This window comes from Azospirillum endophyticum, assembly GCF_016595245.1.
In the GTDB taxonomy this organism is placed as follows: domain Bacteria; phylum Pseudomonadota; class Alphaproteobacteria; order Azospirillales; family Azospirillaceae; genus Azospirillum; species Azospirillum endophyticum.
Genome location: NZ_JAENHM010000018.1, coordinates 93,574 through 104,915 on the forward strand (window position 1 = coordinate 93,574; position 11,342 = coordinate 104,915).

At 68.1% G+C, this 11,342-nt stretch carries 9 protein-coding genes; 6 read left to right on the forward strand and 3 right to left on the reverse strand.

Translation table 11 applies throughout. The annotated features are described in order from the left end of the window. Positions 1–45: 45 nt before the first annotated feature. From gudD to JHL17_RS05375, 3 genes are all read left to right on the forward strand, one after another. A complete protein-coding gene (gene gudD / locus JHL17_RS05365; protein WP_247893329.1) occupies positions 46–1,371 on the forward strand; it encodes a glucarate dehydratase in 1,326 nt (441 codons plus the stop codon). A gap of 208 nt (positions 1,372–1,579) precedes the next feature. Then, positions 1,580–3,103 carry a galactarate dehydratase gene (gene garD, locus JHL17_RS05370; RefSeq protein ID WP_200191018.1) on the forward strand — a complete coding sequence of 508 codons (1,524 nt, stop codon included), beginning with the start codon at positions 1,580–1,582 and terminating at the stop codon, positions 3,101–3,103. Between the two features lie 98 nt (positions 3,104–3,201). Further along, complete coding sequence (locus JHL17_RS05375) at positions 3,202–4,302, forward strand: lactonase family protein (RefSeq protein WP_200191019.1); 1,101 nt, start codon at positions 3,202–3,204, stop codon at positions 4,300–4,302. 21 nt (positions 4,303–4,323) lie between these two features. Here JHL17_RS05375 and JHL17_RS05380 read toward each other — a convergent pair whose 3' ends face one another. The 3 genes from JHL17_RS05380 to JHL17_RS05390 all read right to left on the reverse strand — a co-directional run bounded on the left by JHL17_RS05380 (position 4,324) and on the right by JHL17_RS05390 (position 7,709). Beyond that, a complete protein-coding gene (locus JHL17_RS05380; RefSeq protein WP_200191020.1) occupies positions 4,324–6,018 on the reverse strand; it encodes a methyl-accepting chemotaxis protein in 1,695 nt (564 codons plus the stop codon). A 310-nt stretch (positions 6,019–6,328) separates the two neighbouring features. Continuing rightward, on the reverse strand, positions 6,329–6,580 hold the full coding sequence (locus tag JHL17_RS05385; protein ID WP_200191021.1) for a hypothetical protein: 252 nt from the start codon (positions 6,578–6,580) through the stop codon (positions 6,329–6,331). A gap of 196 nt (positions 6,581–6,776) precedes the next feature. Continuing rightward, the gene (locus tag JHL17_RS05390; protein WP_200191022.1) at positions 6,777–7,709 is read right to left on the reverse strand and encodes a LysR family transcriptional regulator; all 933 of its coding nucleotides are present in this window, start codon (positions 7,707–7,709) and stop codon (positions 6,777–6,779) included. Positions 7,710–8,042: 333 nt separating this feature from the next. Between JHL17_RS05390 and JHL17_RS05395 the strand changes: the two genes are divergently transcribed. The 3 genes from JHL17_RS05395 to JHL17_RS05405 are packed head-to-tail and all read left to right on the forward strand — an operon-like array spanning position 8,043 to position 11,085. After that, positions 8,043–9,389 (forward strand): CitMHS family transporter, encoded by a 1,347-nt coding sequence (locus JHL17_RS05395; RefSeq protein WP_200191023.1) that lies wholly within the window; start codon positions 8,043–8,045, stop codon positions 9,387–9,389. A 36-nt stretch (positions 9,390–9,425) separates the two neighbouring features. Beyond that, the gene (locus tag JHL17_RS05400; protein WP_200191024.1) at positions 9,426–10,769 is read left to right on the forward strand and encodes an acyclic terpene utilization AtuA family protein; all 1,344 of its coding nucleotides are present in this window, start codon (positions 9,426–9,428) and stop codon (positions 10,767–10,769) included. A 1-nt stretch (position 10,770) separates the two neighbouring features. Beyond that, a complete protein-coding gene (locus JHL17_RS05405; protein WP_200191025.1) occupies positions 10,771–11,085 on the forward strand; it encodes an AtuA-related protein in 315 nt (104 codons plus the stop codon). Positions 11,086–11,342 lie beyond the last annotated feature (257 nt).

Consider the following 11,342-nt stretch of genomic DNA (forward strand, 5'->3'; position numbering starts at 1 on the left):
TCCGTCCTTTTCCCGCTTTCGAGACCCCGCATCATGGTCCCTCAGATGTCGTCGCCCAAAGTCACCGAAATGCTGGTCGTGCCGGTCGCCGGCCAGGACAGCATGCTGCTGAACCTGTCGGGCGCCCATGCGCCCTATTTCACCCGCAACGTGGTGATCCTGAAGGACAGCGCCGGCCATACCGGCGTCGGCGAGGTGCCGGGCGGCGAGCGGATCCGCCAGACGCTGGAGGATGCCCGCGCCCTGGTGGTCGGCCAGCCGGTCGGCGCCTGGAACGCCATCCTCAACAGCGTGCGCCAAGGCTTCGCCGACCGCGATTCCGGCGGGCGCGGTTTGCAGACCTTCGATCTGCGCATCACCATCCATGCGGTGACGGCGCTGGAGGCGGCGCTGCTCGACCTGCTGGGCCAGTTCCTGGAGGTGCCGGTGGCGGCCCTGCTGGGCGAGGGGCAGCAGCGCGACGCGGTGGAGATGCTGGGCTACCTGTTCTATGTCGGCGACCGCAACAGGACCGATCTGGGCTACCGCGCCGAGACGGACGCCAAGGACGACTGGTTCCGCCTGCGCAACGAGGTGGCGCTGACCCCCGACGCGGTGGTGCGGCTGGCCGAGGCGGCGCACGAGCGCTACGGCTTCAACGACTTCAAGCTGAAGGGCGGCGTGCTGCGCGGCGAGGAGGAGATCGAGGCGGTGACGGCGCTGGCCAGGCGCTTTCCCCAGGCCCGCGTCACGCTCGATCCCAACGGCGCGTGGTCGCTGGAGGAGGCGATCCGGCTGTGCAAGGGGAAGGGCGACGTGCTGGCCTATGCCGAGGATCCCTGCGGCGCCGAGCGGGGCTATTCCGGCCGCGAGGTGATGGCGGAGTTCCGCCGCGCCACCGGCCTGCCGACAGCCACCAACATGATCGCCACCGACTGGCGCCAGATGGGCCATGCCATCCAGTTGCAGTCGGTCGACATCCCGCTGGCCGACCCGCATTTCTGGACCATGCAAGGGTCCGTCCGCGTCGCCCAGATGTGCCATGAATGGGGCCTGACCTGGGGGTCGCACTCCAACAACCATTTCGACATCTCGCTGGCGATGTTCACCCATGTCGCCGCGGCGGCACCGGGCCGGATCACCGCCATCGACACCCACTGGATCTGGCAGGACGGCCAGCGCCTGACGAAGGAGCCGTTCCGCATCGAGGGCGGTCTGGTCGCCGTGCCGCAAAAGCCGGGGCTGGGCGTCGAGATCGACATGGACGAGCTGGCGAAGGCGCACGACCTCTACAAGCGGCACGGGCTGGGCGCGCGCGACGACGCCACGGCGATGCAGTACCTGATCCCCGGCTGGACGTTCGACAACAAGCGGCCGTGCCTGGTGCGGTGAGGTTGATCCTCCCTCTCCCGTCCCGGGAGAGGGAAGGGGCCCATGGCATCGCCATGGGAAGGGTGAGGGGTTTGGCACGAAGCCATGCGGTGCAGGTGCCTTGGATCACCCCTCACCCTCCCCACCGCTTCGCGGCGGGTCCCCTCCCTCTCCCGGGACGGGAGAGGGCGTTTAAACTCCGGATATCCCGACACAGTCAGGGCAAGCCATGACCCAGAAGCCTCTCTACATCCTGGTCCATCCCGAGGACAACGTCGCCATCGTGGTGAATTCCGGCGGGCTGCCGCCGGGGACGGAGTTCGAGTGCGGGCTGGTCCTGACCGACTTCGTGCCGCAGGGCCACAAGGTGGCGCTGGCCGACCTGGACGAAGGGGCGTCGATCGTCCGCTACGGGCAGGTGATCGGCACCGCCGCCCGCCCGGTGCGCCGCGGCGCCTGGATCGAGGAATCGCTGGTCCGCCTGCCCGCCGCGCCGGATCTCGACACGCTGCCGCTGGCGACCGCCGTGCCGCCCGACGCCCCGGCGCTGGACGGCTACACCTTCGAGGGCTACCGCAATCCCGATGGGACGGTCGGCACCAAGAATGTGCTGGGCATCAGCATCAGCGTGCAGTGCGTCGCCGGGGTGATGGATTTCGCCATCGAGCGGATCAAGAAGGAACTGCTGCCGAAATACCCCAGCGTCGATGACGTGGTGGCGCTGAACCACACCTACGGCTGCGGCGTGGCGATCAACGCGCCGGGCGCCGTGGTGCCGATCCGCACGCTGCAGAACCTCGCCCGCAACCCCAACCTGGGCGGGGCGGTGATGGTGGTCGGGCTGGGCTGCGAGAAGCTCCAGCCGGAACGGCTGCTGCCGGCCGGGGTCGAGCCGAGCATCGTCACCTTGCAGGACGAACGCCACCAGGGCTTCGGCGACATGGTCGCCTCCATCCTGGAGATGGCCGACCGCCGGCTGGCCCAGCTCAACGAGCGGCGGCGCGAGACCTGCCCGGCCTCGGACCTCGTCGTCGGGCTGCAATGCGGCGGCAGCGACGCCTTTTCCGGCGTGACCGCCAACCCGGCGCTGGGCTATGCCGCCGATTTGCTGGTGCGGGCCGGGGCGACGGTGATGTTCTCCGAGGTGACGGAGGTGCGCGACGCCATCCATCTGCTGACCCCGCGCGCCATCGACGAGGAGACCGGCCGGGCGCTGATCCGCGAGATGCGCTGGTACGACGACTATCTCCAGACCGGTTCGGCCGACCGCAGCGCCAACCCGACCCCCGGCAACAAGAAGGGCGGCCTCGCCAACGTGGTGGAGAAGGCGCTCGGCTCCATCGCCAAGTCGGGCACCAGCCCGATCGTCGGCGTGCTGTCACCGGGAGAGCGGGCGACGCGCAAGGGGCTGCTCTATGCCGCGACGCCGGCCAGCGACTTCATCTGCGGCACGCTGCAACTGGCGTCGGGCTGCAACATCGAGGTGTTCACCACCGGGCGCGGCACGCCCTACGGCCTCGCCATGGCGCCGGTGATCAAGGTGGCGACGCGGACCGAGCTGGCCTCCCGCTGGCACGACCTGATCGATGTCGACGCCGGCCGCATCGCCACCGGCGAAGCCAGCATCGAGGATGTGGGCTGGGAGCTGTTCCGCCTGATCCTGGAGGTGGCGAGCGGCCGCAAGCAGACCTGGGCCGACCATTGGGGCCTGCGCAACGCGCTGACCCTGTTCAACCCGGCGCCGGTGACCTGACCTGAGCTGACCGGAGACGGGATCCGAAGACCCCCGCCGTGGAGATGACCGGAGCAACCGGCGCCTGCGGCGGGGACATCCACATAATGGAGGAAACTATGGGACGCCGCACCGGCATCGCGCTGGCGATGCTGCTGACTTCCGCTGCCTTCGCCATGCCTGTTCCGGCACTGGCCGACAGCTTCGCCTACGTGTCCAACGCCGGCAGCAACGACATCAGCGTCTTCCGGCTGGACAGCAACACCGGGGCGATGACCCCGGTGGGGACGGCGCCCTTCGTCGGGGTGGACAAGCCCGGCTCCTCCACCCCCCTGGCGCTCAGCCCCGACCGGCGCTTCCTCTATGCCGGCGTGCGCTCGCAGCCCTATCAGGTGCAGATCTTCGCCATCGACGTGGCGACCGGCAAGCTGAGCCATCTCGGCAGCGGCCCGCTGGCCGACAGCATGGCGAACATCGTCACCGACCGCAGCGGCAAATACCTGTTCAGCGCGTCCTACGGCGGCGACAAGGTGGCGGTGAACCCGATCGGGCCGGACGGCAAGGTGGGGGCGCCGCAGCAGGTGGTGGCGACCGGCAAGAACGCCCATTCGATCCAGCCGTCGCCCGACAACCGCTTCGCCTTCGCCACCAACCTTGGATCCGACCGGCTGGTGCAGTTCCGCTTCGACGCGGCCACCGGAGGGTTGAGCGAGAACGATCCGCCGTCGGTGGCGCTGCCGGCGAAATCCGGTCCGCGCCACATCGTCTTCCATCCCGACGGCCGCCACCTCTATCTGGTGGACGAGCTGGACGCCGCCGTCGCGGTGTTCGCCTACGACCCCGCGACCGGCAGGCTGGCGGAGAAGCAGCGCTTGGCCTCCCTGCCGGCGGACTTCAAGGGCGAGCCCTGGGCCGCCGACATCCATGTGACGCCGGACGGACGGTTCCTCTACATCTCCGAACGGCGGACCAGCACCATCCGCTCCTTCCGCATCGACCCGGAAAGCGGCCAGCTGACCCCGCTCGCCAGCGTGGCGACGGAGGAGCAGCCGCGCGGCTTCAACATCGACCCGAGCGGCCGCTTCCTGGCGGCGGTGGGCGAGAAGTCCGACGGCATGACCGTCTACCGCATCGACGGCGGCAGCGGCGCGCTGACCACGCTCGCCCGCTATCCGGCCGGCAAGCAGCCGAACTGGGTGGAGTTCGTCGCCGTGCCGTAAGGCGCCGGCCTTGCGGGCCGGTCAGCCGGCCCGCACCTGCGCCAGGAAGCGGCCGACCTCGTCGCGCAGGCTGTCGGTCTGCATCGACAACTCGCGCACATTCTCCAGCACTTCGTAGGCGACCGTGCCGCTGCGCCCGGCGGCGGTGTTCACGCCACCGATGCTGGACGACACCTCGTGGCTGCCCTGGGCGGCCTGCTGGATGTTGCGGCTGATCTCGCGGGTCGCGGCCCCCTGCTGCTCGACCGCCGAGGCGATGGAGGTGGCGACGTCGTTGACCCGGCCGATGACCTGCGCCACGTCCCTGATCTCGTGCATGGCCTGGGCGGTCTCGCTCTGGATGCCGGCGACCTGGGCGGCGATCTCCTCGGTGGCCTGGGCGGTCTGGTTGGCGAGCGCCTTGACCTCGTTCGCCACCACGGCGAAGCCGCGCCCCGCCTCGCCGGCACGGGCCGCCTCGATGGTGGCGTTGAGCGCCAGCAGGTTGGTCTGGCTGGCGATGGAATTGATCAGCCCGACCACGGCGCCGATCCGCTCCACCGCGCCGGCCAGCCCCTCGACCTTGCCGTTGGCCCGTTCGGCACTCTCGACCGCCTCATGGGCGATCTGCGCCGATTCTCCGACCTGCCGGCTGATCTCGTTGATCGAGCTGGTCAGCTCCTCCGTCGCCGCGGCGACGGTCTGGACGTTGGCGGAGGTCTGTTCGGTCGCCGCGGTGACGGCGCCGGCCAGCCTGCCGGTCTCGTCGGCGGCGCGCGTCATGTCCTGGGCGCGCCGTTCGATGGCGTCCGCCTCGCCGGCGACGTCGTGGATCAGGTTGCCGACGGTCTGTTCGAAATGGCTGGCGAGCGTCGTCATCGCCTCCCGCTTCTCGGCCGCGGCGCGCTCCGCCTGCTCGGCTTGGCTGGCTTCCAGGCTGGCCTTGGCCTGGGCATTCTCCTTGAACACCTGAAGCGCCTGCGCCATGCCGCCGATCTCGTTGCGCCGCGCCGCCTCCGGGAAGGTGACGCCAAGGTCGCCGGCGGCGAGCGCCGTCATATTGTCGCGCAGCCGGTGCAGCGAGCGCACGATGTCGCGGTTGACCAAAAAGGCGATCAGCACCAGCGCGGCGATCAGCGCGGCGGTGGCGGCGCCCGTCCTGGCCAGGAACTCGTGATAGGCGGCGTCGATGTCGTCGGTGTAGACCCCGGAGCCGACGATCAGGCCGAGCGGTTGGTAGCGCTGCACGTAGTTGGTCTTCAGCAGCGGGACGTCGGACCCCAGCTTCGGCCAGACATAATGGATGATGGCGTTGTCCTGCCGGCGCAGCGTGTCGACGATCTCGCGGACGAAATACTTGCCGGCCTTGTCCTGCAGCCCCATGCGGTCGGTGCCGACCGCCTTGTGGTTGGAGGGGTTGGCGACGGCGATGCCGTTGAGGTCGTAGGCGAACAGATAGTCGGCGCCGTCATGGTAGGACATCGCATGCACCGCGTTGCGGAAGCGCGTCAGCGCCTGCTCGCGCGGCAGGGTTCCCGCCTCGACCTCCGCATTCAGCCCCTTCGCCATGCCGACCGCCATCTCCACCGCCGAGCGGATGGTGTCGATGCGGTCGTCGACCATGCGCTGGTGGGCGAAGCTGCTGCTGATGGCGATCACGACGGCCGGGGCCAGGACGGACAAGGCGACCAGTGCGGTCAGCTTTGCGCGGATCGTCAGATTTTCCAGGAGTCTCATGGGTGCCTTCATGTCGCGCGCCATCGGGGAGCGACAACTGATATACTACGGAGGATGGGGTCGGTTGAATTCGTATTGGCTGATTGCAGTAATAAAATAATGCCACTGTGTTAAAAAAATCTTCATGGTGGTGGTCACGGCCCGGATGGGCGCCAAGTGCTGCCGATGGTTGCCGGATCATCGACGCCGTCCGGCAAATCGGTGAAAAGCGGAGTGTGGCGTCCCCGAAGCGCCAGTTCCTGAACCAACCGATCGGTCACCGAAGGGCTCTCGGATGGTCCCGCATCGGGAATGATGACGGTGCACCGCTTCAGGACTGCGTCCAAAGTTCGGCGAAGGCCGTGACTTGGTTCTCGACATCGCGAGGCGACGGCAGGGGGATCGGCAGAGCGGCATCCCCAAGCGCGACCAGCAATCCGGCATAGTCGCGGAGTCCGAGACGCTGGACAGCATCGCTTCGGGCCAGGCGTCCCTGCGAGTATGCCAGCAATGGATTGTCCGTGACAGGAGCAGCGCCGTCGGTAACCACCGCTTTCAAGGGCTTCCGAATGATTGCCATCATCTCGCCAAGGCTTTCTCATATAAGTTCGATTTCTTCACAGTCTCGGAGACGGGAATCACGTGCGCCCTTGTGCAGGGGTCAAATTTGCCAGATGCGATTACCCCTGAGGGGTCAGAGTGACCTCGGTTAAAAGTCAAATCGAAGGGTCGGCGCACTGCGGCTGCTCCGATGCGCACCCAGCACAGCTCAACCCGCTTCACCGCTTCGCGGCGGTCTCCATGGCGGAGAAATGGGCGAGCGTCGGGCCGGCGACCTCCCGCAGCAGGGCGACGAAGCGTTCGGCCGCCGGCGACAGGGAGCGGCCGGCCTTGCGGATGAAGCCGATCCGGCGCACCAGCCCGGCGGTGCGGATCGGCTCCACCACGATGCCTTCGCAGGAGGCGGCGTCGACGGCGGATTCCGGCAGGACCGAGACGCCGAGACCGGCCCGCACCATGCCGACCGCCGTCGACATGTAGTTCGCCTCGCAGGACAGGCTGATCTCCAGCCCTTCCTTCTCCAGCGCCCGTTCGACCAGCGAGCGCACGCTTGTGCCGCGCGCCGTCAGGATCAGCGGGTAGGCGACGATGTCCTTCAGCAGCAGCGGACGCCGGCCGTTCAGCGGGTGGTCGGCGGGGAAGAAGGCGCACATGCGGTCGCAGAGGAAATCGATCACCTCGACGTCGCGGTCGGGACCGACCCGGCTGCCGATCCCGAAATCGACTTCCTCCGCCTTGACCAGCTGGATGATCCGCTCGGCGACGACGTCGCTGACCCGGACGTCGATGTTCGGGTGGTCGGCGGCGAAGCGGCGGATGGCGATGGGCAGCAGCCCGGCGGCGACCGACGGCAGGGTGGCGACCGACACCGTGCCGCGCCGCAGCCCGGCCAGATCGTGGCTGACGCTCATCACCGCATCCAGCTCGGCCAGCACCCGCTGCAGGGCGGGCAGCAGATCGCGGCCGGCCTGGGTCAGCACCACCTGACGCTTGTTGCGGTCGAACAGCCGGACGCCGAGGCTCTCTTCGAGCTGGCGGATCTGCACGGTCAGCGCCGGCTGCGACAGGTTGACCTCGGCCGCCGCCCTGGTGAAGCTGCCGAGACGCGCCACCGCGACGAAGGCCTTGATATGTCTCACTCCCTGGAGCATGGCGCGCCTCTTATAGAAAAATCAAATTACCGTGATACAACAAATTCATTTCTCTAATCTGATTGTGGGTTCGTACAGTGTCAATCGCGGACACCGGTCCGGCATGGTGCGGCAAAATGGCTGAGCTATAGAAAGCCCCGCTCCCAGTCCCTTCGCCGGCCGTCTTCGCAAAAGATGAAGTTTTATTGAAATCCGCTTGGGCGGCGTTACTCGGGGACCGCAACCGGCCGCCCGCAGGACTCCGCCGTGGTTCTTCGCCTGGGACGAAGGGATCGCGCAGCGGACGGAAAACAACAATAACAACGGCCATAGAGCGGCCATAGAGGAGGTCACATGCTCGCGTTACTCGGCCTGGCCACCATCGTCGTCCTGCTGACGGCGATCATGACCAACCGGATGTCGCCGCTGGTCGCGTTGATCGCCGTGCCGATCATCGCGGCGCTGGCGGGCGGCTTCGGTCTCGAAACCAGCAAGTTCATCATTTCCGGCATCCGCTCCATCGCGCCGACCGCCGGCATGTTCGTCTTCGCCATCATCTTCTTCGGCGTCGTCACCGATGCCGGCATGATGGACCCGATCATCGACCGCATCCTGCGGGTGGTCGGCACCAAGCCGGCGCGCATCACCGTCGGCACCACCCTGCTGGCCCTGCTGATCCATCTCGACGGGTCGGGCGCCGTCTGCTTCCTCATCACCATTCCGGCGATGCTGCCGCTCTACGACCGGCTGGGCATGGACAAGCGCATCCTGGCGCTGTGCGTGTCGATGGCGGCGGGCGTCAACTTCCTGCCCTGGACCGGGCCGATGATCCGGTCGGCCGCCGCGCTGAAGGTGCCGGTGACCGACATCTTCAATCCGCTGATCGCGGTGCAGGGCGTCGGGCTGCTGTTCATCTTCACCGTCGCCTTCCTGCTCGGCAAGCGCGAGGAGCGGCGTCTCGGCCTGTCCTCCCCGCATCTCGCGGCGGGGGAGGCGCGGTCGGTCGGCGCCATGGGCGTGGACGCAACCCCGGTCGGGCCGGCGCCGCGCGTGCTGACGCCGGAACAGATCAAAATCCGCCGTCCCAAGCTGTTCTGGGTCAACCTGATCCTCACCGCCGTCATCATGGCCGTGATGATCGAGGGGGCGGTCGACCCGGTGGTGATGTTCATGGTCGGCACCGTGCTGGCGCTGATGATCAACTATCCCGACGTCAAGATGCAGAAGGAGCGCGTCGACGCCCACGCCAAGGCGGCGCTGATGATGGCGAGCATCCTGCTGGCGGCCGGCGTCTTCACCGGCATCATGACCGGCACCAAGATGCTGACGGCCATGGCGCAGTCGGCCGTCGCCTTCGTCCCGCCGGAGATGGCGCAGCATGTCCCCTTCGCGCTGGGCATCCTGTCGATGCCGCTCAGCCTGCTGTTCGATCCGGACTCCTATTATTTCGGCATGATGCCGGTGATCGCCGAGGTCTACAAGACGCTGGGCGGCGACCCGATCCAGATCGCCCAGGCCTCCGTTCTCGGCCAGATGACCGTCGGCTTCCCGGTCAGCCCGCTCACCCCCGCCACCTTCCTCGTCGTCGGCCTGTGCGGCATCGGGCTGGGCGAGCACCAGAAATTCTCGATCCCCTATCTGTTCGCCGCCTCGGTCGTCATGACCGTCGCCGCGGCCGTCCTCGGGGTCATCCCCTTCTGACGCGGCGGAAGAATGGCCGCATACAGGAGTACCATCATGAAGACCATCCGCATCGGATCGGGCGCCGGCTATTCGGGCGACCGCATCGAGCCGGCCGTGGAACTGGCCGAGAAGGGCGACATCCGCTATCTCGTCTTCGAATGCCTGGCGGAGCGCACCATCGCCATCGCCCAGGGCGCCAAGCTGAAGGATCCGACGCAGGGCTATGACCCGCTGCTGGCCGAACGCATGCTGGCGGTTCTGCGGCCCTGCCATGAGAAAGGCATCCGCATCGTCACCAACATGGGGGCGGCCAACCCGGCCGCCGCTGCCGCGAAGACGCGGGACATCGCCCGGTCGCTCGGCCTGGAAGGGCTGAAGATCGCCGCGGTGTCCGGCGACGACGTGCTGGAGACGCTGAAGACCGGCGACCACCGGATCGAGGAGACGGGGGAGCCGGTGTCGGCGATGGCCGGCAAGCTGGTGTCGGCCAACGCCTATCTCGGCGCCGCCCCGATCGTCGAGGCGCTGAAGTCCGGGGCCGACATCGTCATCACCGGCCGCGTCGCCGACCCGGCCCTGTTCCTCGCCCCGCAGATCTTCGAGTTCGGCTGGTCGATGGAGGACTGGGACCGGCTCGGCAAGGGGACGGTGGTCGGGCATCTGCTGGAATGCGCCGGCCAGATCACCGGCGGCTATTTCGCCGACCCCGGCGTGAAGGACGTCGCCGCGCTGGCCCGGTTGGGATTCCCGATCGCCGAGGTGGGGGAGGACGGCAGCGCCGTCATCACCAAGGTCGCCGGCTCGGGCGGCGCGGTGACCACCGCCACCTGCAAGGAGCAGCTGCTCTACGAGATCCACGACCCCGCCGCCTATTTCACGCCCGACGTGGTGGCCGACTTCTCGCGGGTGCGCTTCACCCAGGAGGGGCCGGACCGGGTGCGGGTGAGCGGCGCCGGCGGGCGTCCGCGCCCTCCAACGCTGAAGGTCTCGGTCGGCTATCGCGACAGCTTCATCGGCGAGGGGCAGATCTCCTACGCCGGTCCCGGCGCGCTGGCGCGCGGCCGGCTGGCGCTGGAGATCGTGCGCGAGCGTCTGGCGCTGACCGGCGTCGAGGCGACCGAACTGCGCTTCGACCTGATCGGCGTCGATTCCATCCACGGCAACGCGCTGTCCACCGCGGGCGGGCGGGAGCCCTACGAGGTCCGCGTCCGCGTGGTCGGCCGCACCGGCAGCCTGAAGGAGGCGCAGCGCATCGGCAACGAGGTCGAGACCCTCTACACCAACGGCCCGGCCAGCGGCGGCGGCGCCACCAAGTCGGCCAAGGACGTGGTGGCGATGCTGTCGGCCCTGCTGCCCCGCGAGCTGGCAAAGCCCGCCATCGAATTCATGGAGGCCTGACATGAAACTCCGCGACATCGCCCATTCCCGCACCGGCGACAAGGGCGACATCTCCAACATCTCCGTCATCGCCTTCGACGAGGCGGACTATCCGCTGATCGAGGCCCATGTCACCGCCGACCGCGTGAAGGCCCTGTTCCACGAGGTCGTCCATGGCGAGGTGGTGCGCTACGCCATCCCCAGCGTCGGCGCGCTGAACTTCGTGATGCGGCAGGCGCTGGGCGGCGGCGTGACCCGGTCGCTGGCGCTCGATGCCCATGGCAAGTGCCTGGCGTCGGCGTTGCTCGACCTCGAAGTCCCCGACCGCGCGGCGTGAGGGATCAGCACGCCGGCGGCTGGAAGCCGTGGCGCTGCAGGATCGTTTGTCCGGGCGGGGAGAGCGCGAAGTCGAGGAACCCCCGCCCGCGTTCGGCGTCGCTTGGGCATGTATTGGAAAGAGCACCGCATTTGGCCCCCTCTCCCCCTACGGGATGCGCAGATCTCGTATCCGCGAAGAAAACACAGCCTCTGGTGGTGAATAGCCCTTCTCCCCTTGCGGGGCGGGATCGGCCAAACGCCAACGGCGTTTTGCCG